The organism is Pseudarthrobacter sp. MDT3-1, from assembly GCF_054510755.1.
Genome location: NZ_JBTNDX010000008.1, coordinates 49,334 through 73,714 on the forward strand (window position 1 = coordinate 49,334; position 24,381 = coordinate 73,714).

Consider the following 24,381-nt stretch of genomic DNA (forward strand, 5'->3'; position numbering starts at 1 on the left):
TGGCCGACGTTAAGGTTCGGTCACGCGTAGTTGATGGCGGTGCGGTTCTCAGTCCTCGAGGTCCACTTCGCGGACCATTTCGGCGCCGATGCCTGCCTTGATGGCGTCAAGCACCTGCTGCGGAACGGAACTGTCGATGGTCAGCAGTGCCAGAACCTGGCCGCCTTCCGCCTGCCGTGCCACCTGCATGCCGGCAATGTTGATGTTGTTCATGCCCAGGATGTGTCCGATGGTTCCGATCACCCCAGGCCGGTCGGCGTAGGCCACCACCACGAGGTGCTCGCTGATGGGGATCTCAACGTCGTAGCCGTTGACGCCGACGAGCTTCTGGATCTGCTTCGGACCCGTGAGCGTACCTGCCACGGAGATCTGGCTGCCGTCGCTCAAAGCACCCCGGATGGTGAGGACGTTGCGGTAGTCCTCCGCTTCCGCCGTCGTGATGAGGCGGACGTTGATGCCGCGCTGTTCGGCGATGACCGGGGCGTTGACGTAGGAAACCTGCTCGGTCACCACATCGGCAAAGATGCCCTTGAGCGCGGCGAGTTCCAGGACCTTGACGTCCAGCGCCGCGATCTCGCCGGCCACCTCGACGTCGATCTGGGTCAGGGAGGCGTGGGTCAGCGCGGTGAAGATCCGGCCCAGCTTTTCGATCAGCGGGATGCCCGGACGGACATCGGAGGCGATCACGCCGCCGGCCACGTTCACGGCATCCGGTACGAGTTCGCCGGCCAGCGCCAAACGCACGGACTTGGCAACCGAGACGCCTGCCTTCTCCTGGGCTTCATCGGTGGATGCGCCCAGGTGCGGGGTGACCACCACGTTGTCCAGGGCGAAGAACGGAAGGTCCGTGCTGGGTTCCTTGACGAAGACGTCCACGGCTGCGCCGGCGATCTGGCGGTCCTGCAGGGCTGCGTAGAGAGCCTCTTCGTCCACGAGGCCGCCACGGGCCACGTTGACCACGTAGGCGGTGGACTTCATCTTGGTGAACGCGTCGGCGCCGAGCATGCCGACGGTTTCCGGCGTCTTGGGCATGTGGATGGTGACGAAGTCCGACTGGCTCAGCAGTTCATCGAGGGTGACGAGCTTGACGCCGAGCTGCGCGGCGCGGGCCGAGGTGATGTACGGATCGTAGGCGAGGATTTCGGTGTCGAAGCCCTGGAGGCGGGCAGCAACGAGGGCGCCGATGCGGCCCAGGCCGATGATGCCGATCTTCTTCTCGAATAGTTCGATGCCGGTGTACTTGGAGCGCTTCCATTCACCGTTTTTCAGCGCGGAGCTGGCCTGCGGGATGTGGCGTGCGAGGCTCAGGATGTGGCCCACCGTCAGTTCCGCTGCCGAAATGATGTTCGACGTCGGGGCGTTGACCACCATCACGCCGGCCTGTGTGGCGGCCTTAATGTCAACGTTGTCCAAGCCAACACCGGCGCGGGCGATGACCTTGAGGTTCTTCGCGGCGGCAATGGCTTCGGCGTCCAGGTGGGTGGCGGAGCGGACCAGGATGGCGTCCACGTCCGCGATGGCGGCGAGCAGCTGGGACCGGTCGGAGCCGTCAGTCTGGCGGATCTCGAAGTCCGGGCCGAGGGCCTCGATGGTGGCGGGCGAAAGTTCTTCGGCGAGCAGTACTACGGGTTTTGACACGAGTGATCCTCTGCGTTGCAGTCCTTGGGATGGAACAAGTCTAGGCGGACGGAAAGGCCGGGCTCACATTGTTAAGTGAACCCGGCCTCATGATGGCACCCCGAGGGGCACCCGCACAGCAGACTTAGCGGGCTGCGGAGCCCTCTACGTAGTCCTCGTCCGTCTGCTGCCAGGCGAACAGTGAGCGCAACTCGCGGCCAACGGCCTCGATCGGGTGCTGCTCAGCCTTGGCACGCAGGGCCTTGAACTCTTCGCCGCCGTTGTCCTGGTCGTCGATGAAGCGCTTGGCGAACGCGCCGCTCTGGATGTCGGCGAGGACAGCCTGCATGTTTTCCTTCACCTCGGGGGTGATGACGCGCGGGCCGGAGACGTAGTCGCCATACTCTGCGGTGTCGGAAACACTCCAGCGCTGCTTGGCGATGCCGCCCTCCCACATGAGGTCAACGATGAGCTTGAGCTCGTGAAGAACCTCGAAGTAGGCGATCTGCGGCTGGTAGCCGGCTTCGGTCAGGGTTTCGAAGCCGTACTGGACCAGCTGGGACACGCCGCCGCAGAGGACGGACTGCTCGCCGAAGAGGTCGGTTTCGGTCTCTTCGGTGAAGGTGGTCTTGATGACCCCGGCGCGGGTGCCGCCGATGGCCTTGGCGTAGGACTTGGCCAGGTCCCAGGCTGCGCCGGTGGCGTCCTGCTCCACGGCGATGATGTCCGGGATGCCTCGGCCGGCTTCGAATTCGCGGCGCACGGTGTGTCCCGGGGCCTTCGGGGCGATCAGGATGACGTCAACGCCCTCCGGTGCCTCGATGTAGCCGAAGCGGATGTTGAAGCCGTGGGCGAAGGCCAGGGCCTTGCCCGGGGTCAGCTTGTCCTTGATGGAGTCGTTGTAGATCGAGCGCTGGTACTGGTCCGGCGCCAGGATCATGATGACGTCGGCCCATTCGGCGGCGTCGGCAACGGTCAGGGCCTTGAAGCCGGCTTCTTCGGCCTTGGCGATCGACTTCGAGCCTTCCTTGAGGGCGATGACAACCTCGACGCCGGAGTCGCGCAGGTTCAGCGCGTGGGCGTGGCCCTGGGAGCCATAGCCAACAATGGCGACCTTGCGACCCTGGATGATCGACAGGTCGGCGTCGTCGTCGTAGAACATTTCAGTCACTTGGGTAACTCCTCTTGAGTGATTCACTGGTAATTAGTCTGGGGTGTTGCGGTACTGCACGGGCATTGCGCCGCAGGTGGGGCCGTGCCCCGCCTTAACTAAGCGCTGCGCAAAGCCCTGTCACTCATGGAGCGGGATCCCCGTCCAACGGCAAGGGTGCCGGACTGCACAATTTCGCGGATGCCGAAGGGCTCAAGCACTGAGAGCAGCGCCGTGAGCTTTTCGGGGTGGCCTGTTGCTTCAATGACCACGGAGTCTGTGGAGACGTCAACCACTGAAGCACGGAACAGGTCTGCAGCCTGGGTCACCTGCAGACGAGTCGCGGCATCCGCACGTACCTTGACCAGGATGTGGTCTCGCTGCACGGAAGATTCGGAGGTGAGCTCAACAATCTTGATCACGTTGACCAGCTTATTGAGCTGCTTGGTGACCTGTTCAATCAGGTCACCGTCGGCGTCGACGACGACGGTCATCCGGGACATGCCCGGAACTTCCGTCGGGCCCACGGCCAGGGAGTTGATGTTAAAGGCGCGTCGGGCGAACAGGCTCGCGACGCGGGTCAGTACACCGGGCTTGTCTTCAACCAGAACGGACAGTGTGTGGCGGGTCATGTTCAGTCCTCCTCTTCCCATTCCGGGGTCATGTTGCGGGCAACCTGGATCTGGTCGTTGCTCACGCCGGCGGGCACCATCGGCCACACCATGGAGTCGGGGCTCACGACGAAGTCGATAACCACGGGGCGGTCATTGATTTCGAGGGCCTTCTGGATGGTGGCATCAATATCCTCGTCCCGCTCGCAGCGGAAGGAGGCACAGCCGTAGGCCTCCCCCAGCTTGACGAAGTCAGGGATGCGGACGGATTCGTGGCCGGTGTTGAGGTCCGTGTTGGAGTAGCGCCCCTCGTAGAACAGGGTCTGCCACTGCCGGACCATGCCCAGCGAGGAGTTGTTGATGATGGCAACCTTGATTGGGATCTTGTTGATGGCGCAGGTGGCCAGTTCCTGGTTGGTCATCTGGAAGCAGCCGTCGCCGTCGATGGCCCAGACCACACGGTCCGGCTCCCCCACTTTGGCGCCCATGGCAGCCGGTACGGCATAGCCCATGGTGCCGGCGCCGCCTGAGTTCAGCCAGGCGTGCGGGCGCTCGTACTTGATGAACTGTGCCGCCCACATCTGGTGCTGGCCAACGCCGGCAACGTAGATGCCTTCGGGGCCGGTCAGCGCGCCGATGCGTTCGATGACGCGCTGCGGGGCGCTGAGCCCGTCCTCCGGCTCGGTCCAGCCCAGCGGGTAGGTTTCCTTAAGGTTGTTAAGGAACGCCCACCAGGTGGTGAGGTCCGGCGTGCCGGCGGATTCGAACTGGGAGCGTACAGCCTCGGTGAGCTCGGGGATGATTTCCTTGACGGATCCCACGATCGGCACGTCGGCGGTACGGTTCTTGGAGATCTCGGCGGGATCAATATCCGCGTGGATCACCTTGGCGTTCGGGGCGAAGGACTTCAGGATGCCCGTCACCCGGTCATCGAAGCGGGCGCCGAGCGTGATGAGCAGATCGGACTGCTGCAGCGCCGTGACCGCGGAAACCGTGCCATGCATGCCCGGCATGCCCACGTGCTGCGGGTGCGAATCGGGGAACACACCGCGTGCCATCAGGGTAGTGACAACGGGCGCACCCGTGAGTTCCGCCAGTTCGCGGAGTTCCGCGGCAGCGTGTGCCTTCACCACACCGCCGCCCACGTAGAGCACGGGTTTGGTGGCCGAGGCGATCAGCTTGGCAGCTTCGCGGACCTGCTTGTTATGGCCGCGCGTCACCGGGCGGTAGCCGGGGAGGTCGATCTTCGGCGGCCAGGAGAAGGTCATCTGACCCTGCTGGGCGTCTTTGGCGATGTCCACCAGGACGGGTCCCGGACGTCCGGACGAGGCCAGGTGGAAGGCCTCCGCCATAACGTGCGGGATGTCGTTGGGGTCGGTCACCAGGAACGAATGCTTGGTGATCGGCATGGTGATGCCAACAATGTCGGCTTCCTGGAAAGCATCGGTGCCGATCACACCGCTGGAGACCTGGCCGGTGATGGCCACCAGCGGCACGGAATCCATGTGGGCATCCATGATGGGGGTAACGAGGTTGGTGGCACCGGGGCCCGAGGTGACGATACAGACGCCCACCCGGCCGGTAACCATGGCATAGCCTTGCGCGGCGTGGCCGGCTCCCTGTTCGTGACGGACCAGTACGTGATTCATGCTGGAGGCCATCAAGGGGTCATAGGTAGGCAGGATAGCGCCACCAGGCAAACCAAAAATATCGTCGACGCCGAGTTCTTCGAGCGATCGGACAATAGCTTGCGAGCCGGTCATCACCGTTGGGGGTACAACGTTGTTCGGCCCAAGGACAGGAGAGACAGCGGCAAGATCAGCGACGACGGCGGCCTGGTCAGCCGTTCGGTCGGCGCGTTCCGGAGCCTTGGGGGCTCCAGCGGACTTAGTAGCCATCAGCGAGGGGCTGATCGGCGATCCTTTGCTCATCGGACTCTTCCTTGTGGATCATCTGTGTACTCGGAAATGCGGAAATAAAAAAACCCCTCAGCCTGGCGGCTTTTCGAGGGGTTGCGCGTGACGGTTCGTTACCAGTCGGGCTAGTGAGCCACGCGCTTGGTAAGGACGACGGCTGCATCTGCAGCGGCGCAGCTGGTAACGAATGCGATCATGCGTTCAGTTTTCCCTCTGTGTGAGATACATGTCAACGAGGACTGTGCGCATCTCACAGTGTGGACTTCATTGTCCACTGGTTGGCCACGTTCCCCAACTGGGTCGCAGTAACTGTCGTTATGAGCGCTCATAACGACAGTTACTGCTACCTAGTTGGGCTCAACCAGCAGCCGAGGTTGAGGAACGAAATCGTGCTACCCGCAGTATGCGCCGGTGGAGGCGCTGTGGACCAGCTTGGCATATTTGGCGAGCACGCCCTTGGTGAACTTGGCAGGGAGGGGCTCCCAGCCGATCTTGCGGGATTCGAGCTCGGCCTCATCAACCAGCAGGTCGAAGCTGCGTGCTGCGATGTCGACGCGGATCCGGTCCCCGTCCTTGACGAAGGCGATGGGGCCGCCATCGACAGCTTCCGGTGCAACGTGGCCGATGCAGAGGCCGGTGGTGCCGCCGGAGAAGCGTCCGTCGGTCAGCAGCAGCACGTCCTTGCCGAGGCCCGCACCCTTGATGGCGCCGGTGATGGCGAGCATTTCCCGCATGCCGGGGCCGCCCTTGGGACCTTCGTAGCGGATGACCACAACGTCGCCGGCCTTGATCAGACCCTCATCCAGGGCGGCCAGGGCACCCTGCTCGCGCTCGAAGACGCGGGCGGTGCCCTCGAAGACGTCGGCGTCGAAGCCTGCACTCTTCACCACAGCACCCTCGGGGGCCATCGTGCCGTGCAGGATGGTGATGCCGCCGGTCTTGTGGATCGGGTTGTCCATGGCACGGAGGATCTTGCCGTCCAGGTCCGGCGGGTTGATCGCAGCGAGGTTTTCGGCCACGGTCTTGCCGGTGACGGTGAGGCAGTCACCGTGCAGCAGGCCGGCGTCGAGCAGTGCGCGCATGATGACCGGCACGCCGCCGATCTTGTCGACGTCGGTCATGACGTAGCGGCCGAACGGCTTCAGGTCGCCCAGGTGCGGGATCTTGTCGCCGATGCGGTTGAAGTCCTCCAGGTTCAGCTCGACTTCAGCTTCGCGGGCGATGGCCAGGAGGTGCAGGACGGCGTTGGTGGAGCCGCCGAATGCCATGGTGACGGCGATGGCGTTTTCGAACGCCTTTTTGGTCATGATGTCCCGGGCGGTGATGCCAAGGCGGAGCAGGTTGACCACTGCCTCGCCGGACTTGCGCGCAAATTCATCACGACGGCGGTCTGCCGAGGGCGGGGCGGCCGAGCCGGGCAGCGACATGCCCAGTGCCTCGCCGACGCAGGCCATGGTGTTGGCGGTGTACATGCCGCCGCAGGCGCCTTCGCCGGGGCAGATGGCGCGCTCGATGCGGTCAAGGTCGCCGAGGCTCATCTTGCCGGCGGCGCAGGCGCCGACGGCTTCGAAGGCGTCGATGAGGGTGACTTCCTTTTCGGAGCCGTCCTCCAGCTTGACCCAGCCCGGCATGATGGAGCCGGCATAGACGAAGACGCTGGCCAGGTCCAGGCGGGCGGCTGCCATGAGCATGCCGGGGAGGGACTTGTCGCAGCCGGCCAGGAGGACCGAGCCGTCGATGCGCTCGGCCTGCATCACGGTTTCCACGGAGTCGGCAATGACTTCGCGGGAGACCAGGGAGAAGTGCATGCCTTCGTGGCCCATGGAGATGCCGTCCGAGACGGAGATGGTGCCGAACTGCATGGGGAACCCGCCGCCGGCGTGGACACCTTCCTTGGCGCCCTGGGCCAACCGGTTCAGGGAGAGGTTGCAGGGAGTGATTTCATTCCAGGAACTCGCAACGCCGATCTGGGGCTTCGCGAAGTCGTCATCGCCCATGCCGACGGCGCGGAACATACCGCGCGCGGGGGCGGCATGGATCCCGTCGGTGACCACCCGGCTGCGGGGCTTGATGTCAATCTTGTTCTCGGTTGCTGTTTGGGTGTCCTCACTCATGGGTCAAAGTCTATGACTCCGATCGGGACGCCAACGACCCGAACAGCCCGTTTGGCCCATTTTCAGGAATATTTCGATCAAATGGTGGACTCTCGTCTCAAATTCTGAGACGGACTCTTACCGGTCCGCCGGAACCTAGACAGTCCCGTTCGCGCCGACGTACCGTCAGGGAACGGCAACCTTGCCATCCGGACTGAAGGGCCCTGCTATGGATTTTGTCTTCTGGATTATCCTCATTGTGCTGATCGTAGGCGTTGTGTGGTGGCTGCTGAACCGCAGCAGCTCCTCGAGCACCGGCGACTCCACGCCGATCCGGACGGACGGCGGCCTCGCCGGCGGAAGCGCAGCCGCCTCGGCGGAAGCCGCGGGCACGGCGGGCATCCCCAGCGCTGCGGGCTTCGGCGCTTCTGAGCCGGCGCCACCGACGACGGCGGACAAGGCGCCCGTGCGGTCCAGCACGGCAGAACCCCAGGAAGCCGGGGGTGGGCACAAAGCCGGCCTTGGAGAACCCAGCTTGGAAAAGGACACCATCGTCGGGCAGGACGCCGGTGTTGACCCCGACGTTGTCGGTTCCACTGTTACTGCTGGTGCAGCAGATACCGCTGGCGCCACAGACACTTCTGGTCCCGCAGAAACCGCTGCAGCCGATGCACGGGAACGCCCGTCCGCCGAAGAACTGTCATCCCCCGAGTCGGCTGGCTCTGGGGAACCCGGCCGACCTGGGCAGCCGGCTGGGCAAGAGGAGCCGGCTCGCCCGGAGTCGCTAGCAGCCCAGGAACCTGGCAGCAAGGAGAGTGTGAGCCGGCAGGCAGACGAAGCCGAGTGGGAAACCCAGTGGTCAGAGGCAAGCGCACCAGCCCAACCCGCCGCCAGCCACCGGCCGGCAGGCGAAGCGTCCACCGTAATTGCCGACACCCCAACGTCCGAAGCACCACCGGCCCAGGGCGCTGGATTTGTGCATCACCCGGAATACACGGAGCCCCATGCGCCCACGCTGCCCGGCGCAGAAACGGCCGCTGCGGAAGCCGAAGCCGAAGCCGCTGATACGCAACCCGAAGTGGCCGCCGCCGATTCAGCCCCGCACGCGGCAAGCGCCGCTCCCGTGCAAGCTGCAGTAGCCACAGACACCGCAGTATCACCAGAGGCTGCTGAAGCCCGGACCATGGAGCCGGCAGCCGTGGCGGACTACGAAGCTGCACCGGAACCGACCGGGCATCTGGCCGCGGACCAGCCCTACGGCGCAGGTTCCGCGTCGCCCGGCCCGGATGGAAGCGGTCCGGCGGATTTCGAGGTCAAGGCCGACGCCGGAACAATGGTCTATTACGAGGAGGGGCATCCGGACTATGAGCAGACGAAAGCCGACGTCTGGTTTGAGTCGGCGGCCCATGCGGAAGCTGCCGGCTTCCGCGCCCCCCGGCGGACGCGTATCTGACCGGACGCAGGCGCACTTTCGGGCCTTCGCGGCGGCCAAGCCCACTGCGGGCGCCTTCGCAGTGTGCCTGGCCGTGCTGCTGTCGGGCTGCACGGGGGACGCCAACGATGCCCCCACCGGCAATATCACAGGAACCGGGACCGGGGCCGGCCCGGGTAACGCCACGCCACCGGAGGTTGTGGCACGGCTCGATCTCCAGCTCGACATTCCCTGGGCCGCGGTATTCCTGCCGAACGGAACCGCCGTCGTCTCCGAGCGTGACTCTGCGCTGCTGAAAGCTGTCCGTGATGGCAGGGCGACCACCATCGGCCAGGTCCCCGGCGTGGCTCCTGGCGGTGAGGGAGGCTTGCTGGGACTAGCCCTCTCCCCCGGCTTTCCGTCCGACAACTACCTTTACCTGTACTTCACCTCGGCACAGGACAACCGCATCGCCCGGCTGAAGCTGACGGAACAGCCTGACGGATCCCTGGACCTTGGCGACCCCGAGGTGGTCTTTTCCGGAATCCCCAAGGCATCAACCCACAATGGCGGCCGGATCCGCTTCGGCCCGGACGGGTTCCTGTACGTGGGCACAGGCGACTCCCAGCGCCGCGAACAGCCACAGGACCGCAACGCTCTGGGCGGGAAGATCCTGCGGCTGACTCCAGAGGGTGACCCCGCACCTGGCAACCCTTTCGGCAATGCCGTGTACAGCTTGGGCCACCGAAACGTCCAGGGACTTGCGTGGGACAGCGCCGGCCGGCTCTGGTCCAGCGAGTTCGGCCCGGACGTCAACGACGAGCTCAACCTCATCGAGCCGGGAGCCAACTACGGATGGCCCGCAGTGACCGGGGCACCGCACCGCGAGGGCTACCGGGACGCAAAGGTGGTGTGGCCTTCGACGGCGGACTCCTCACCCAGCGGCCTGGAAATTGTCGGGTCGACGGCCTACCTGGGCGCCCTGCGGGGGCAACGCCTCTGGACGGTGTCCCTGTCCGGCGAGGAGGCAAGCGCTCCTGTGGCCTATTTCACACGCGAATACGGCAGGATCCGGGACGTCATCCGGACTCCCGACGGCGGCTTCTGGCTGCTCACCAACAACAAAAACCCTGATTTTGTGCTGGTTCTGGCCCCTCCCGGCTGAACCTAGGGAGCATTGGGGCCTCGATTTCACATGGGTCGGAAGTTCGTGTAGAGTTTCATGTCGTTGCGGAGATCAACCGGGAAAGAAAAAGCCCGGAAGGTCACCACATAGGAGATGCACCTCTAGCTCAATTGGCAGAGCAATTGACTCTTAATCAATGGGTTCCGGGTTCAAGTCCCGGGGGGTGCACCAAAGAAACCCCGTCTTCACTGGCCACAAGCCGTGAAGACGGGGTTTCCTTTTTGCCCCTCGATCGCTGTGGGGTATTTGCGGGCTATTTATTCCCTGCTGCTCCGGGGAAAGAGCTGGGACACGCCGACATCACAGCCGACTGCCGCGAGACTCCGAATCCAACCACCTTTGGCTACCTCAGGCGGTGTCCTGCCGGCCCCGACCACACTTACAAGGCGAAGGCCGAGGCAGTGTTCAAATCCTCGAGAAGCGCCTGCCCTTCTGTGCTGGACGAGAGAGCTTTCAGTCACTAACCGCTTGGACGTGCTTTATCCGGAGATCGCCGCCGAATGGGACGCCGACCTCAACGCGGAGGTCCTCACGGGCAAACTCAGCGCGAACGCCTTCTATCCAAAGCACACCAGCATCGAGTTCGTCGATTTCCTGGGCCGGGACGCCGACGCCCACCCCGGGTTGAACTGCATGTTATCTGCGACAGCTATCACCCCGACCAGCTGTTCCCGGCTGAACATGGTGGAGATCTTCTTCGGGATCATCACCCGCCAGTGCCTCAAACGCGGGGCATTCAGCTCCGTGACAGAGCTGGGAGAATCTATGGAACGCTAGGGTGCGGAATGTGGCGGTACGTCCCTCATGCTCACCGTGATTGCCCAGCACGACAACCTGCCTGTGTCCGCCACCGGGCATGGTGACGGTATCAAATGTTAGTGCCCGAACCGGCGGTGATCGGAACCGAGGAATTAGCCAGGGCTTCGGGACCCGCTGTCAGTCTGCATTCCGCCAGAAACGGGACGGAATTCCCACGTATAAGAGCCGTCAGCCTTGAGGCTCATCCGTAGGTGACCCCATGTGTCGCTAAACTTCCGCTGCACATAAGAGGGGTTGCTGGTGAACGCCCGGAGACCGATTCCACCAGTGGACACCTGAAATTGTTGCATCCCGTCCGCAACGCACTGGTCCTCGTTGTTAATCGGGCAGGTCCGCTCATAATTGTGCTGTGAGCCGGACAGCAACACACGAACGCGGTTCGCCCAGAACACGTCAATCCACGGCTTCGCCTTAGAGAAGCGGGTATGGCTTGACGTGTTGCTGGTGAAATACGGATCATGGTAGACAACCGCCAGATGCTTTCCAGCAGCCTTCGCCGCTTTCAGGTTGGCATCCATCTCCGAGGTCATCGCCTGCGCACGCTTAGCGTTATAACGCCATGTGGCCGTAGGCGCTACAAGAATGTGCCAGTTGCCCTTGTCGAACGAATACCATTCAAGAGCGTCTTGGAACCGTACAACATCGGAGCTAGTCGCGCTCTTCACCGTGGACACGCACTGCCCATCCATGTACCGGTCAACGTCGTCATTCTCGCCGGATTCAACATCATGATTCGGGCCAGCGGTCCAGTACGTCTTTGCCTTAGCCGGACCCCACAACTGGTTGTAAGCCTCGAGCGCGGTACAGGTGCCCTTGTCATACTGGAAATCGCCCAGCGCAAGGAAGTTATCCAGCGAACCGTCGTTGAGACCGGCGATGATACTAGCCGCGTTCTTACCACTGTGCGACGTGGCCGACGTGTTACCCGCAGGGTTTATATCCCCGGTGGCGGCGAACTCAAACGACTCATCGGATGGCGGCGGCAGGACAGCGGGAGTTGGATCGCCAGCCGCATAGACGCGAACCCAATCCACTCGCATCTCGCCAGCGCCTTTAGCAGTGCTGTCTGGGAACCAGTCCAGTTGTAGCGTCTGGTGCATCGAACCGGGAGGCTGGTGCGCGGAGTTGTTGTCCTCAAACCACTTCACCCCATCGACGTAGCCGACGATCCCATTCGGAGACCAGTCAACCGCGTAGTTGTGGAACTGACTAACGTCCAGAGCCTTGGCCGCCGACGTCAACAAGTTCGAACATCCATCGTGGTGGAGGAAGAACTTGATGACGTTCCAGTCACCCATCGTCTCCGCGTAGTTAACTTCGCCGTCACACGGCCAATTCCCACTATCCGGCCACAGGAGCGACACCATGTGGTACTCATTGTCACCCGAACCCGCCGCGCGGACCTCCCACCGGCCGTACTTCTGGCGCCCAAACTTCGCGCTCATTCCAGCGGTGGTGCCGTCCGGTGTTCCAGTCATGACCATTTTGGAACCGTCTACCGTGACCTGCTGGGGACTCCGAATGCCATTCCCGTCGTGCCCGGCACTGTTGTACACGGACCACTTCGCGGCGTCCGGTGCGCCCGTATAGTTGAACTCGTCGCCAGCCGTCGGCGTGCCCCAGTTCAGATCTGTCGCAGCCGAGCCTGTCGTTGGCGTAGTAGGCGTCGGCGTGGCTGATGCTGATGTGGCGGCCGGCGCCGCCGTCGTTACTGCCGGTTGAGCTGAAGGGGCCGAGCAGCCAGCCAGGAAGATTGCCGCCACCCCAAGGGCGACCAAGTGTTTACCCATACGTCAGATGATAAGGGCATCGCGTGGCGAGACCAACGGCCAGATGCCGCTGGCGATGTTGAAGCAGCCCTGAAGCCTAGATGCGTCTTGAGAGGACAGGGACACTCCTATATCCAATGACGAGGATATATCCAGGCTTCCGGCGAACCACCATGACGTTTCAGCGCCCTGAACCGCTGCAAAACCACACGGCCATGACGCCCACTTCTTGACGTTTCAGGGTACAAACCAAAAAAGGCACCACCACTGCGGAATTTTGCAGTAACGGTGCCAGTCAGATTTACCGGATTCCCGGGTTTGCTAGCTGAGCGGGGCACCGTCCACCAGGGCGCTGGTTGACGGCGAGGCGAACTGGCTGGCCAGCTCCCTGACCACAGCCTGGAGCTCCTGCCGCAGGGCGTCAGGGTCAATAGTTGCCGCGGCAAGCACTGAGCGTTCCATCTCAACGGCTGCGGCTGCGGCTTCCCGTCCGCTGTCCGTGAGGGACACTACCTGGCTGCGGCGGTCCGAGGTGCTGCGGACGCGGGCAATGTGGCCGTGGGACTCCAACCGGCTCAGGGTTTTACCCATGGTCTGGGCCTGAACGCGCACATATTGGGCAAGTTGGGCCTGTGTCATCGGCCCCTGCGCTGAGAGGACTTCGATAGCGATCACGCCGGCGTGCGTCAGTCCGATGGCGCTTAGCTTTTCGTTCCAGGAGTGTTCTACGAGGCGTGCCGCAGTGGACAATAGGCGCCCAGTGGGCCAGCGATCCATGTCAGGCATACCAGCAAGTATAGCTAAGGCTGGTTAGCACCGGTCCTGGATGCTTACTAAACTGGTGTGTTCCGCCTGCAACGAGGAGATTAACAGTGGCTGACAGACTCTTGACCGGCGACGTAGCGCCCGGCTTCACCCTGAAGGATTCGTCGGGTAAAGACGTCAACCTGGCTTCCGGCCACAGCGGCAGCACCATCCTGTATTTCTACCCAGCCGCCGCCACCCCCGGCTGCACGAAACAGGCCTGCGATTTCCGCGACAGCCTGGCATCCTTCACGTCGGCCGGTTATCGGGTCCTGGGCGTCTCCCCCGATTCGGTGGACAAACTTGCTGCCTTTGCCGCCAACGAGGACCTTAGCTTTCCGTTGCTTTCGGACGAGGACCATGCCGTGGCCGAAGCCTATGGTGCCTGGGGCGAAAAGAAGAATTACGGACGGACCTATGAGGGACTGATCCGCAGCACCGTGGTCATCGATCCCGATGGAAAAGTGGCGCTTGCCCAGTACAACGTCCGGGCCACCGGCCACGTCGCAAAACTCCGGCGCGACCTCAAAGTGGACGCGTAACGCATTACGCGTGCCGAGGCACAGGGGCAGGAACCGGCTGACCGGAACCCCGCCGGCCCGAGGCTACAATGGAAGCTGGCACCGCCGTCGTACGTTTTTATCCGTAGGCCATCTGGCCAAGGTTGAGACAACGGCGGCAACTGCCAAGCGCGAGTGGTGAAATTGGCAGACACGCAGGATTTAGGTTCCTGTGCCTTCGGGCGTGGGGGTTCAAGTCCCCCCTTGCGCACACTTACACAGAGATCCCGGGCCCACAGGCCCCGGGATCTCTGTCATTTAACTGTCCCAGCCACGGCATTCTCCCCCGGTTTGGCGCGCAATTAAAAACTCTTGGCGATCCACCCATCCGCTTCCGTGCTCCGGCCGAATACCCATTGAGACACCAGCCAAGGGCAGGTGCCCAACAGTCGGAAAAGGCCACGCGGCAGGCACAACGTCTGCCGCAGGCAAGAAATCGGCACAAACAAGGAGAACCGAAATGCAGTCATTCAAGCGCACATCCTTCACCGTCGCAGGCGTTGCAGCTGCAGCCCTGCTGAGCCTTACCGCCTGCGGTGGAACAGCAACCACAACCCCGAGCTCCTCCGCTCCGGCCGCCGCACCGTCAGCAACGAAGATGGCCCCGTCACCGTCCGCCAGTGCTGCTGCCATGGATCCGGCCGCAAACCTCGTTGGCGCAGGCTGCGCCGGCTACGCAGAGAAGGTCCCCACCGGGGCAGGCTCGGTTGCCGGGATGGCCCTTGACCCGGTAGCGGTCGCGGCATCCAACAACCCCATCCTGACCACCCTCACGGCAGCTGTCTCCGGCAAGCTGAACCCGAAGGTTGACCTGGTTGACACCCTTAACGGCGGCGAATTCACGGTCTTCGCTCCGGTGGATGACGCCTTCGCCAAGATCGATGCCGCCACCATCGAAACGCTCAAGACGGACGACGCCCTGCTGAGCAAGATCCTGACCTACCACGTGGTCCCCGGCCAGATCACCCCTGACAAGATCGCCGGCACACACGCCACGGTCCAGGGCGGATCGGTCACCGTGACCGGCAGCAAGGATGCCCTCATGGTTGATGGCGCCAGCGTGATCTGCGGCGGCGTCCAGACCAAGAACGCCACCGTTTACCTGATCGACTCCGTGCTGATGCCCAAGTAGTCCGGCTTTCAAGCCCAGAGGCCTGTTCCGCAACCGGAACAGGCCTCTGGCGTGTGTCCAGGGAGCACCGGGGTGTGTCAACTAGACTGTGTCCTTGGCCCGCAGTCCGCGGCGCCGGCCGGAAGCAGCCAGAGGTGATAGACGAGTGCCCAGCAGTACTTCGCGGCGAACGGTCATCAAGACCGGCGCCGTTTTTATGGCGTTAGGCCTGACCTCCTGTACCGGCAACCCACCGCCTTCGCCCTCGGCAACGTCTCCTTCGACGGCGCCCGCCGGCGCTGAACCCACCGAAACGTTCACGTTCGGCACGGCGTCCCAGCCCCTCGGCCTGGACCCCGCGCTCTCGAACGATGTGGAAAGCTACCGGATCACCCGGCAGATCCTCGAAGGCCTGGTGGGTGTGGACCAGACCACGGGCAAGCCCACGCCGCTGCTGGCAACGGAATGGTCCGAAGAAAACGAAGGCCGCTCGTACACGTTCAAACTCCGCAGCGGCGTCTCGTTCCAGGACGGCATGCCCTTCAACGCCGACGCCGTGTGTGCCAACTTCAACCGCTGGTTCGCCTTCTCGGCGGAACTGCGGCGGCAAGCGCCGGGAAGCTCGTTCAAGAGCGTGTTCAAGGCACATTCCGAGGACGCTGCGCTCTCCATTTTCAAGAGCTGCACGGCCCTTTCCGCTGACACTATCCGGATCGACCTGACCCAGCGCTTCACTGCGTTCCTCCAGGCGCTCACCCTGCCGGCGTTCGCCATCGCATCCCCGGCCGCCCTGACGGCGGGCACGGCGGATGTCCTGGATCAGACCCGTGGCGGAAACCCGGTCTCCCGGTTCGCCACCAACCCCGTCGGCACAGGACCGTTCAGCCTGGCCGCCTGGGACGAGGCGAGAGTCCGGCTCATCAGCCACAAAAACTACTGGGGTGACCGCGGGCAGATCTCCACCATTAATTTCGTCACGTACGACCACCCCCAGACGCGGCTTCAGGCCCTCCTGGACGGCAAGATCGACGGCTACGACGCCGTCACGGTGGGCAACTTCGATCAGCTGGTCAAGCGGGGCATGCAGATCGTCCAGCGTGATCCCTTCTCGGTGATGTACCTGGGCATCAACCAGGAAATTCCGGTCCTGCAGAACGAAAAAGTGCGGCAGGCCATTGAGCTGGCCATCGATAAGGAAACCCTGATCCGCAAGTTCTTCATCGACAACACCGCCAAGGCCTCACAATTCGTTCCTCCGAAGATCAGCGGTTTCAATAATGACGCTCCCGCACTGGGCCACGATCCTGTCAAGGCCAAGGCCTATCTGACCGAGGCCGGCTACACCGGGGAAGAGCTCAGGTTCTACTATCCGCTTAACGCCACCCGCCCGTATCTGCCCACGCCGGAGAAAATCTACGCCGAAATCAGCAGGCAACTGACCGCCGTCGGGTTCAACATTAAGCCTGTCCCGGTGGACTGGTCCGAAGGCTATCTCCAGAAAGTGCAGTCACCCGGGGACCACGGGCTCCACCTGCTCGGCTGGAATGGCGCGTATGCCGATGCCGATAACTTTGTGGGCCCGCTGTTCGGCGAAAAGAACGGCGAATTCGGCTACCAGGACCCGCAGGTCTTTTCCAAGATCAACCGCGCCCGCGGCCTCCCTGCCGGCAAGGAACGCGACGAGCAGTACCACACCATCAACGCCCAGATCGCGGCCACCGTGCCGGCAGTTCCCATCGCCTTCCCCATCTCGGCGCTCGCACTCTCGGACCGCGTCAGCAGCTACCCGGCGTCCCCGGTACTGAGTGAAGTTTTCACAAAGGTACAGCTAAAGCCTTGACGGCCCGGCCCAATTTCAGTATGCGGGCCGCCCGGGGATATTCTTTGACAGCCAGAGCCGCTGCTATCGGAGACTGATTGTGACCTTCATATCCAAGACCCAACATGCCGACGTCGTACTGATTGGCGGCGGCATCATGAGCGCCACGCTCGGGGCATTCATCAAGCAGCTTGAACCGAACTGGACCATCTCCCTGTTCGAACGCCTGGATCAGCCCGGGCTGGAAAGCTCCGACCCCTGGAACAACGCCGGAACGGGCCATGCCGCCCTGTGCGAGCTCAACTACTCCCCCGCAGCCAAAGACGGCTCGGTGAACCCGGCCAAGGCCCTGCTCATCAACGAACAGTTCCAGCTGTCCCGCCAGTTCTGGTCCCATCTTGTGGAAGAATCCCTGATCGGCTCGCCGAAGGGCTTCATCAACACCGTCCCGCACATGAGCTTTGTCATCGGCGAGGACAACACCAAATTCCTCAAGACCCGCTACGAAGCGCTCAAGCCCCACACGCTGTTCCGCAGCATGGAGTACTCCGAGGACCAGGCCCAGATCGCCAAATGGGCGCCGCTGATCGTCAAGGGCCGCGACGCGAAGCAGCGTATCGCCGCCACCCGGGCAACCGAGGGGACCGACGTCGACTTCGGGGCACTGACCCGTGAGCTCACCACCTACCTCGGGAACAACGGCGTCGAAATCAATTACGGCCATGACGTCAGCGGCATCTCCAAGGCGTCCGACGGCGGCTGGGACCTTTCGATCAAGCACCCGGCTTCCGGGGAACACGGCAAGATCCACGCCAAGTTTGTGTTTGTGGGCGCCGGCGGCGGCGCACTGCACCTCCTCCAGGCCTCCGGCATCCCGGAGAGCAAGGGCTTTGGCGGATTCCCCGTGTCCGGCCAGTTCTTCCGCTGCACCGACGAGAAACTTGCCGCCCAGCACAGCGCCAAGGTATATGGCCAAGCTTCGGTGGGCGCGCCGCCCATGTCGGTCCCGCACCTTGACACCCGGTACGTCGACGGGAAGCGTTCCCTCCTGTTCGGCCCCTATGCCGGCTTCTCCACCAATTTCCTGAAGAACGGCTCGTACCTTGACCTGCCGTTGTCCATCCGGCCCAGCAACATCATCCCGATGCTTGCAGTCGCCAAGGACAACATGGACCTCACCGCGTACCTCGTCAAGGAAGTTGCCAAGCGCCACGGGGACAAGGTGGAAGCGCTGCGCGAGTACTACCCCGAAGCCAAGGACGGCGACTGGGAGCTGATCACCGCCGGCCAGCGTGTGCAGATCATCAAAAAAGACCCGAAGCGCGGCGGCGTGCTGCAGTTCGGCACGGAAGTCATCGCCGGCCGTGACGGCACCATCGGTGCGCTGCTGGGCGCCTCGCCCGGCGCGTCCACAGCGGTGCCCATCATGATTGAACTGCTGCAGAAGTCCTTCCCGAAGAACTTCAAGGGCTGGCAGGGCAAGCTCAAGGACATGATGCCGGGCTACGGCGTGAAGCTGGATGAGAATCCGGAACTTGCTGCCGAACTCGAAACGGCAACGGCCAAGGCACTGCAGCTGGAGAGCGTTTCCGCCAACCACTGACGTCCGGCCGCCCGCCGGGCGTCAGGCCGGGCTGGACGGTCCGGTCCGCAGGCCCGGCGGGACGGTCCGGGTCCGCAGGTGTCCGTCAACCCCACAGGAGAGACCCGCGATGTTCCGGCTGGCACAACTTTCATTGGCAAACCGGGCGCTGATCGCGCTGATCACCGTCTTCGCGACGGTGTTCGGCGTGATCACCATGTCATCGCTGAAACAGGAACTCATCCCCTCCATTGAGTTCCCGCAGATCACCGTCCTCTCCGCCATGCCCGGCGCCTCGCCCGAAGTGGTGGACAAGCAGGTCAGCGCACCGCTCGAAACCGCCCTGAACGGCGTCGAAGGCCTGGAGTCCACCTCCTCGACGTCACGCAACGGCGTCTCGCAGATCTCCATGGTGTTCACCTACGGGACAAACCTCGACCGCGCCCGGAACCAGATCGACCGCGCCATCTCCAACGCCAAACGCTCCCTGCCGGAGGACGTGCAGCCGCAGGCCATCGCGGGCAGCATCAGCGACTTCCCCATCGTGTTCCTGGCAGTGTCCTCGGACAAGCCCCTCAGCGAACTCAACGCCGACCTGGCACGCCTCTCCGTTCCCCGGCTCCAGAAGATCGACGGCGTCCGGGGAGCCGACGTGACCGGCGGCGCCACCCAGCACATCGAGATCCTCCCCCGGCCCGAGGCGATGGCCGCCAAGGGCACCACGATCGAGTCCATCCGGAACGCCCTCTCCAACAACGGCGCGCTGATCCCGGCCGGGACCATCCAGGAGCAGGGCAAGACGCTATCCCTCCAGATCGGCAGCCCGGTGGATTCCCTGGACGCCATCAAGGCGCTACCCGTGGGCGGAGCCAAGGATGCCGCGACCATCGGCACGGTAGCCGACGTTAGCCTGCAGGATGACGAACGGACCTCCATCACTCGGACCAACGGCCAGGAAACACTGGCCGTCTCCGTGACCAAGAAGCCCGAGGGCGACACCGTGGGAATCTCCCACGCCGTGAACGACTCGTTGGCGGCCCTGGAGGCCGAGCTGGGGTCCAACGCAAAGTTCACGGCGGTGTTCGACCAGGCCCCGTTCATCGAGAAGTCCATCAAGGACCTCACCACCGAGGGCCTGCTCGGGCTGGGCTTCGCCGTCGCCGTTATCCTTGTCTTCCTGATGTCAGCCCGCTCCACCCTTGTTACCGCGGTCTCCATTCCGCTGTCGCTGCTGATCACGTTCATTGGCCTGTCCGCGACGGGCTATTCACTGAACATCCTGACCCTGGGCGCGCTGACCATTGCGATCGGCCGGGTGGTGGACGACTCGATTGTGGTGATCGAAAATATCAAACGCCACCTCAGCTACGGGGAGGAGAAAGTCCCCGCGATCCTCACCGCAATCCGGGAGGTGGCCGGCGCAATCACTGCCTCCACCTTGACCACCGTGGCGGTCTTCCTGCCCATTGCCTTCGTGGGCGAGCTCGCCGGCGAACTCTTCCGGCCGTTCGCCCTGACAGTCACCATGGCGCTGCTGGCATCCCTGCTGGTATCGCTGACCATCGTTCCGGTCCTGGCCTACTGGTTCCTCAAGAGCCCCGCCGGTTCTCCCGCCGCTGGTTCGCCCGCTGCCCGCGAAGCTGCCGCCCGGGCTACTGCCGCCGCCCGTGCCCAGGCCCAGGAAGCCGAACAGAAAAGCCGGCTGCAGCGTGCCTACCTGCCCGTCCTCAGCAAGACCCAGAAGCACCCGGTGCTGACCCTCGTCGCCGCCGTGCTGGTACTCGGCGCCACGGCCGCCATGACGCCGCTGCTGTCCACCAACCTCCTCGGCGATTCCGGCCAGAACAGCCTGACTGTCCGCCAACTGATGCCAGCGGGCACAAGCCTGGCCGACACCAGCGCAGCCGCCATCAAGGTCGAGGACGTCCTCCGCGGCATCGAGGGTGTCAGGAATGTCCAGCTCACCTCCGGAAACGCGCAGGCAGGTTTTGCCGCCCTGACGTCCTCCGGCGCCGCCAACTCCACGTTCACGGTGGTGACGGATGAAAAGGCCAATCAGGCGAAGCTCCAGGAAACCGTCCGGACCGAAGTGGGCAAGGTGGCCGGTTCCGGGAAGATTACCGTCGGCACGCAGCAGGGTGGCTTCGGGACATCCTCCACGGTGGACATCACCATCAAGGCGGCAACGTCCGAGGACCTCCGCACAGCCAGCGAGGCCATGGTGGAAGCAATGACCGGCGTGCCGGCGACCAGCGAGGTGGCAACCAACCTCGCGGCCAGCCAGCCGGTGGTCCAGGTCAAGGTTGACCGGGCCAAGACCGCCGCGGCCGGGCTGAACGAGGAACAGGTGGCCGGCGTCCTGGCTGCTACCATCAGCCCCATCCCCGCCGGCACGGTCCGGATCGATACCAACGACTTTCCGGTCCAGATCGGCAAGGGCACCCGGTTCACCAGCATCGACGCGGTGCGCAACATCGCACTCCCTGCATCCGGCGCCCCCGTCACCCTGGGCAGCATCGCGTCCGTGGAACAGGTGGACGTGCCGGTCTCCATTACCGCCAGCAACGGCCAGCGGACCGCCAAAGTGTCAGTCACGCCGTCGGGCTCCAACCTCGGTGCGGTGAACGCGGAGGTGCAGAAGCGCCTCACGGAGGTCAGCCTCCCCGCAGGGGTCACCGCCGAACTCGGCGGCGCCACCACCCAGCAGGCCGAGTCCTTCCAGCAGCTGGGCCTGGCGCTCCTCGCCGCGATCGCGATTGTCTACGTCATTATGGTGGCCACCTTCAAATCGCTGATCCAGCCCCTGATCCTTCTGGTATCCGTTCCCTTTGCCGCCACCGGCGCCGTGGCCCTGCTGCTGGCCACGGGCGTTCCGCTGGGCCTGCCGTCGCTGATCGGCATGCTGATGCTTGTGGGCATCGTGGTTACCAACGCCATTGTGCTCATCGACCTCATCAACCAGTACAGGCAGCCACGGGACGGCCGCGGCGGGATGAGCGTGGCGGACGCAATCACCCATGGCGCCAGGCAGCGGCTCCGCCCCATCCTGATGACCGCGCTGGCCACCGTTTTCGCCCTGACACCCATGGCGCTTGGCCTGACCGGGGGCGGCGGCTTCATTTCCCAGCCGCTGGCCGTGGTGGTGATCGGCGGCCTGGTTTCTTCCACGGCGCTGACCCTGGTGCTGGTTCCCGTGCTGTACCGGCTCGTGGAGGGACGGCGGGAGACAAAAGCACTGCTCCGTGCCATGCAGCAGCGCCCGGAATTTGCGGCAGCCGACGACGTCGATGCCGAGTTCCGCGACTGGACCACCGGCATGGTGCCCCGCGTCAGTGGCCGCCGTGCCGCTCCGGGCGACCCCCTGTAACACCTGGAATATTCTCGCCGGCGAGGCGTTATATCCGTCGATACATGCAAACGCATGAAAATCTGGTATAGTAGAAGCAAGCTCAGAGAAGCCCAGGAAACGGAAGGCACACCATGCAGATAGGCGTATTCAGCGTCAGTGACATCACCACTGACCCCACCACCGGCCGGACCCCCACGGAGAACGAACGCATCAAGGCGGCCGTGGCGATCGCCAAAAAAGTCGAGGAAATCGGCATGGATGTCTTCGCCCTCGGCGAGCACCACAACCGCCCGTTCTTCTCGTCCTCGCCCACCACCACGCTCGCGTACATCGCAGCGCAGACCGAGCGGATCACCCTCTCCACTGCCACCACGCTGATCACCACCAACGATCCGGTCAAGATCGCCGAAGACTTCGCCATGCTGCAGCACCTGGCTGACGGCCGCGTAGATCTGGTCCTGGGCCGCGGCAACACCGCTCCGGTATACCCGTGGTTCGGCAAGAACATCCAGGACGGCGTGGAACTGGCCATCGAGAACTACAGCCTGCTGCGCCGGCTGTGGGACGAGGACACGGTGAACTGGTCCGGCAAGTTCCGCACGCCGCTGCAGAACTTCACCTCCACCCCGCGACCGCTCGACGGCGTGGCCCCCTTTGTGTGGCACGGCTCCATCCGCACGCCGCAGATCGCCGAAGTGGCCGCCTACTACGGCGACGGCTTCTTCGCGAACAACATCTTCTGGCCCAAGGAGCACTACCAGCAGCTGATCAGCCTCTACCGTGAGCGCTACGAGCACTACGGTCACGGCAATGCGGACCAAGCCATCGTGGGCCTCGGCGGCCAGTTCTTTATGCGGAAGAACTCCCAGGACGCCGTGAAGGAATTCCGGCCCTACTTCGACAATGCGCCCGTCTACGGCCACGGCCCTTCGCTGGAGGACTTCACCTCCCAGACACCGCTCACCGTGGGCAGCCCGCAGGAAGTCATCGAAAAGACCCTGACGTTCCGCGAGTACTTCGGCGACTACCAGCGCCAGCTGTTCCTGATCGACCACGCAGGCCTGCCCCTGAAGACAGTGCTGGAGCAGCTTGACCTGTTCGGCGAGGAAGTCCTCCCGGTCCTCCGCAAGGAATACGCTGCCCTCAAGCCCGCCCACGTGCCGGATCCGCCCACGCATGCCGGCCGCGTTGCCGCCCTGATGGCTGCACCGGCGCCTGAGACTGCCCCTTCGGAGGCCTGATGGCTGCCGACGGAAACGAATCACCCATCCGCTTGGCGGCGGAAACCTGGGAATCCCTGTTCCGGGCGCAGGTTGCCGTCATGCGCAGGCTGCAGGCCGGAGCTGCCTTCCGAAAGGTGGCCATCAACGAGTACGACGTCCTGTTCACGCTGTCCCGGTGTCCGTCCGGCTGGCTCCGGCTCAATGAACTCAATGACCATGTCCTGCTGAGCCAGTCGAGCCTCAGCAGGCTGGTTGAGAGGCTGGAGAAGCGCGGGCTCGTGGTCCGGATGGCTGCCCCCGACGACGGCCGCGGCGTGCTGCTGAAGCTCACCGAGGAAGGGGCCGCCCTCCAGAAGGAGATCGGCCGGGAGCACGTGCGGGACATCTCCAGCCTGGTGGGGCCGGCCCTGACGGCTGCCGAGCAGAGGGAACTCCAGCGACTGACCGAGAAACTCCGGCATTCCGTGGGAGCGCGGCCGGCAAAGTAACTGCCTGGGAAATATCTGGCCGGGAAGTAACTGCCCGCCAGTAACCGGGCCGTGCGGGAATCTCAGCCCAGCATGACCAGCTTGGCCGGATCTTCCGGAGGCAGCTGGCCGTTGACCACAGCGCTGACGCGCAGCTCGTTCAGCGTGAGGCGCCCGCCCACTGTGGACAGGAATGCGGTGTCCGAGGAGTCCCGGCCGGCGGTGATTCGCAGCATCGACTCCCGCGGGGCCAGCCCCGTGGGGTCGATGACGTGCCAGGCGCCATTGACATGTGCCTCGGCTACCGCGTGGAAATCCATGGGGCTCAGCCCCGGCGCGTACACGGCGGTGAGCCGGGCCGGGACGTCCTTGGAACGCAGCAGGGCGATGGCCAGGTGCGCGAAGTCCCGGCACACTCCCCTGCGGTGCAGGAGGGTTTCCACGGCGCCGTCAGTTCCCCTGGAGGACCCGCTGATGTACCGCAATTCCCCGAAGACCCAGCTCCGCACGGCCTGGAGCAGTTCGGCGCCGTGCAAGCCGCCGAATTCGGCATATGCCGTGGGCAGGAGCCGGTCCGACTCCGCGTAGCGGCTTGGCCGCACGTAGCGGATGAGCTCAGCCAGGGTGGCTTCTTCGGGAACGGCCTGCCCGGCCACCGTCGCTGAGTACTCAACGGTGACCTCGGCCGGTTCAGTCAGCTCCATGTAGTGCAGGCGGCCGCCATGATGGTCCGTGAGTTCCTGCAACGGAACCGGCTGACCGTCGGCCGTGACAGTCAGGGATTCATCAAACGAGGTATAGCCGGGATTCCTGGCTACGGCGATGGCCAGGGCTGCCTTCGTGTCGGCGATGGTCCTGAAAACCATACGTGCTGAAACGGTGCGTTCCATGTAT

General features: G+C 63.9%; 18 protein-coding genes and 2 tRNA genes. 12 read left to right on the top strand and 8 right to left on the bottom strand.

The window, feature by feature from the left end:
* Nucleotides 1-48: 48 nt before the first annotated feature.
* From serA to ilvD, 5 genes are all read right to left on the bottom strand, one after another.
* Entirely contained in the window at nucleotides 49-1,638 is a 1,590-nt protein-coding gene (serA, locus tag ACX80X_RS08155) for a phosphoglycerate dehydrogenase (RefSeq protein WP_056349234.1), read from the bottom strand.
* A gap of 124 nt (nucleotides 1,639-1,762) precedes the next feature.
* Nucleotides 1,763-2,788: a ketol-acid reductoisomerase gene (ilvC, locus tag ACX80X_RS08160; RefSeq protein WP_058932075.1), complete on the bottom strand. Its 1,026-nt coding sequence runs from the start codon at nucleotides 2,786-2,788 to the stop codon at nucleotides 1,763-1,765.
* Nucleotides 2,789-2,886: 98 nt separating this feature from the next.
* Nucleotides 2,887-3,399: an acetolactate synthase small subunit gene (ilvN, locus tag ACX80X_RS08165; RefSeq protein ID WP_028271611.1), complete on the bottom strand. Its 513-nt coding sequence runs from the start codon at nucleotides 3,397-3,399 to the stop codon at nucleotides 2,887-2,889.
* Nucleotides 3,400-3,401: 2 nt separating this feature from the next.
* A complete protein-coding gene (locus ACX80X_RS08170) occupies nucleotides 3,402-5,309 on the bottom strand; it encodes an acetolactate synthase large subunit (RefSeq protein WP_252601457.1) in 1,908 nt (635 codons plus the stop codon).
* 377 nt (nucleotides 5,310-5,686) lie between these two features.
* Nucleotides 5,687-7,408, bottom strand: coding sequence for a dihydroxy-acid dehydratase (gene ilvD / locus ACX80X_RS08175; protein ID WP_252609921.1), 1,722 nt, complete (start codon nucleotides 7,406-7,408; stop codon nucleotides 5,687-5,689).
* A 208-nt stretch (nucleotides 7,409-7,616) separates the two neighbouring features.
* On the opposite strand from ilvD, the gene ACX80X_RS08180 reads away from it, so the two are divergent.
* The 4 genes from ACX80X_RS08180 to ACX80X_RS08195 all read left to right on the top strand — a co-directional run bounded on the left by ACX80X_RS08180 (nucleotide 7,617) and on the right by ACX80X_RS08195 (nucleotide 10,761).
* Nucleotides 7,617-8,840: a sunset domain-containing protein gene (locus tag ACX80X_RS08180; RefSeq protein WP_252601463.1), complete on the top strand. Its 1,224-nt coding sequence runs from the start codon at nucleotides 7,617-7,619 to the stop codon at nucleotides 8,838-8,840.
* A complete protein-coding gene (locus ACX80X_RS08185) occupies nucleotides 8,794-9,963 on the top strand; it encodes a PQQ-dependent sugar dehydrogenase (RefSeq protein ID WP_252601466.1) in 1,170 nt (389 codons plus the stop codon). The genes ACX80X_RS08180 and ACX80X_RS08185 overlap by 47 nt, the downstream gene beginning before the upstream one ends.
* 116 nt (nucleotides 9,964-10,079) lie before the next feature.
* Nucleotides 10,080-10,155, top strand: a tRNA-Lys gene (locus ACX80X_RS08190).
* Between the two features lie 297 nt (nucleotides 10,156-10,452).
* The gene (locus ACX80X_RS08195; protein WP_252601469.1) at nucleotides 10,453-10,761 is read left to right on the top strand and encodes a hypothetical protein; all 309 of its coding nucleotides are present in this window, start codon (nucleotides 10,453-10,455) and stop codon (nucleotides 10,759-10,761) included.
* A 134-nt stretch (nucleotides 10,762-10,895) separates the two neighbouring features.
* On the opposite strand, the gene ACX80X_RS08200 is transcribed toward ACX80X_RS08195, so the two are convergent.
* Both ACX80X_RS08200 and ACX80X_RS08205 read right to left on the bottom strand, forming a co-directional pair.
* Nucleotides 10,896-12,593 (bottom strand): family 16 glycosylhydrolase, encoded by a 1,698-nt coding sequence (locus ACX80X_RS08200; RefSeq protein WP_252601472.1) that lies wholly within the window; start codon nucleotides 12,591-12,593, stop codon nucleotides 10,896-10,898.
* A 300-nt stretch (nucleotides 12,594-12,893) separates the two neighbouring features.
* Nucleotides 12,894-13,349 (bottom strand): MarR family winged helix-turn-helix transcriptional regulator, encoded by a 456-nt coding sequence (locus ACX80X_RS08205; RefSeq protein ID WP_252601520.1) that lies wholly within the window; start codon nucleotides 13,347-13,349, stop codon nucleotides 12,894-12,896.
* Between the two features lie 95 nt (nucleotides 13,350-13,444).
* Here ACX80X_RS08205 and bcp point away from each other — a divergent pair, with 95 nt between their 5' ends.
* From bcp to ACX80X_RS08245, 8 genes are all read left to right on the top strand, one after another.
* The gene (gene bcp, locus ACX80X_RS08210) at nucleotides 13,445-13,918 is read left to right on the top strand and encodes a thioredoxin-dependent thiol peroxidase (protein ID WP_252601475.1); all 474 of its coding nucleotides are present in this window, start codon (nucleotides 13,445-13,447) and stop codon (nucleotides 13,916-13,918) included.
* Between the two features lie 147 nt (nucleotides 13,919-14,065).
* A tRNA-Leu gene (locus ACX80X_RS08215) sits at nucleotides 14,066-14,147 on the top strand.
* A 249-nt stretch (nucleotides 14,148-14,396) separates the two neighbouring features.
* On the top strand, nucleotides 14,397-15,068 hold the full coding sequence (locus ACX80X_RS08220; RefSeq protein WP_141140923.1) for a fasciclin domain-containing protein: 672 nt from the start codon (nucleotides 14,397-14,399) through the stop codon (nucleotides 15,066-15,068).
* Nucleotides 15,069-15,264: 196 nt separating this feature from the next.
* On the top strand, nucleotides 15,265-16,887 hold the full coding sequence (locus ACX80X_RS08225; RefSeq protein WP_256476961.1) for an ABC transporter substrate-binding protein: 1,623 nt from the start codon (nucleotides 15,265-15,267) through the stop codon (nucleotides 16,885-16,887).
* A gap of 79 nt (nucleotides 16,888-16,966) precedes the next feature.
* On the top strand, nucleotides 16,967-18,469 hold the full coding sequence (locus ACX80X_RS08230) for a malate:quinone oxidoreductase (RefSeq protein ID WP_252601482.1): 1,503 nt from the start codon (nucleotides 16,967-16,969) through the stop codon (nucleotides 18,467-18,469).
* A gap of 109 nt (nucleotides 18,470-18,578) precedes the next feature.
* Nucleotides 18,579-21,815, top strand: a complete 3,237-nt coding sequence (locus ACX80X_RS08235; protein WP_459311718.1) for an efflux RND transporter permease subunit — start codon at nucleotides 18,579-18,581, stop codon at nucleotides 21,813-21,815.
* Between the two features lie 113 nt (nucleotides 21,816-21,928).
* Complete coding sequence (locus ACX80X_RS08240) at nucleotides 21,929-23,038, top strand: LLM class flavin-dependent oxidoreductase (RefSeq protein ID WP_252601486.1); 1,110 nt, start codon at nucleotides 21,929-21,931, stop codon at nucleotides 23,036-23,038.
* A complete protein-coding gene (locus ACX80X_RS08245; RefSeq protein WP_252601489.1) occupies nucleotides 23,038-23,508 on the top strand; it encodes a MarR family winged helix-turn-helix transcriptional regulator in 471 nt (156 codons plus the stop codon). The genes ACX80X_RS08240 and ACX80X_RS08245 overlap by 1 nt, the downstream gene beginning before the upstream one ends.
* 62 nt (nucleotides 23,509-23,570) lie before the next feature.
* Here the strand turns inward: ACX80X_RS08245 and ACX80X_RS08250 are convergent, their stop codons facing one another.
* Nucleotides 23,571-24,377 (bottom strand): transglutaminase-like domain-containing protein, encoded by an 807-nt coding sequence (locus ACX80X_RS08250; RefSeq protein WP_252601492.1) that lies wholly within the window; start codon nucleotides 24,375-24,377, stop codon nucleotides 23,571-23,573.
* Between the last annotated feature and the right edge of the window lie 4 nt (nucleotides 24,378-24,381).

Coding starts and splice junctions, on each gene's coding strand:
- ACX80X_RS08235 (WP_459311718.1), top strand. CDS start 18,579: ATGTTCCGGCTGGCACAACTTTCATTGGCAAACCGGGCGCTGATCGCG.
- ACX80X_RS08245 (WP_252601489.1), top strand. CDS start 23,038: ATGGCTGCCGACGGAAACGAATCACCCATCCGCTTGGCGGCGGAAACC.
- ACX80X_RS08225 (WP_256476961.1), top strand. CDS start 15,265: ATGGCGTTAGGCCTGACCTCCTGTACCGGCAACCCACCGCCTTCGCCC.
- ACX80X_RS08205 (WP_252601520.1), bottom strand. CDS start 13,349: ATGGATCGCTGGCCCACTGGGCGCCTATTGTCCACTGCGGCACGCCTC.
- ACX80X_RS08185 (WP_252601466.1), top strand. CDS start 8,794: ATGCGGAAGCTGCCGGCTTCCGCGCCCCCCGGCGGACGCGTATCTGAC.
- ilvN (WP_028271611.1), bottom strand. CDS start 3,399: ATGACCCGCCACACACTGTCCGTTCTGGTTGAAGACAAGCCCGGTGTA.
- ilvD (WP_252609921.1), bottom strand. CDS start 7,408: ATGAGTGAGGACACCCAAACAGCAACCGAGAACAAGATTGACATCAAG.
- ACX80X_RS08180 (WP_252601463.1), top strand. CDS start 7,617: ATGGATTTTGTCTTCTGGATTATCCTCATTGTGCTGATCGTAGGCGTT.
- ACX80X_RS08170 (WP_252601457.1), bottom strand. CDS start 5,309: ATGAGCAAAGGATCGCCGATCAGCCCCTCGCTGATGGCTACTAAGTCC.
- ACX80X_RS08250 (WP_252601492.1), bottom strand. CDS start 24,377: ATGGAACGCACCGTTTCAGCACGTATGGTTTTCAGGACCATCGCCGAC.
- ACX80X_RS08200 (WP_252601472.1), bottom strand. CDS start 12,593: ATGGGTAAACACTTGGTCGCCCTTGGGGTGGCGGCAATCTTCCTGGCT.
- ACX80X_RS08220 (WP_141140923.1), top strand. CDS start 14,397: ATGCAGTCATTCAAGCGCACATCCTTCACCGTCGCAGGCGTTGCAGCT.
- ACX80X_RS08240 (WP_252601486.1), top strand. CDS start 21,929: ATGCAGATAGGCGTATTCAGCGTCAGTGACATCACCACTGACCCCACC.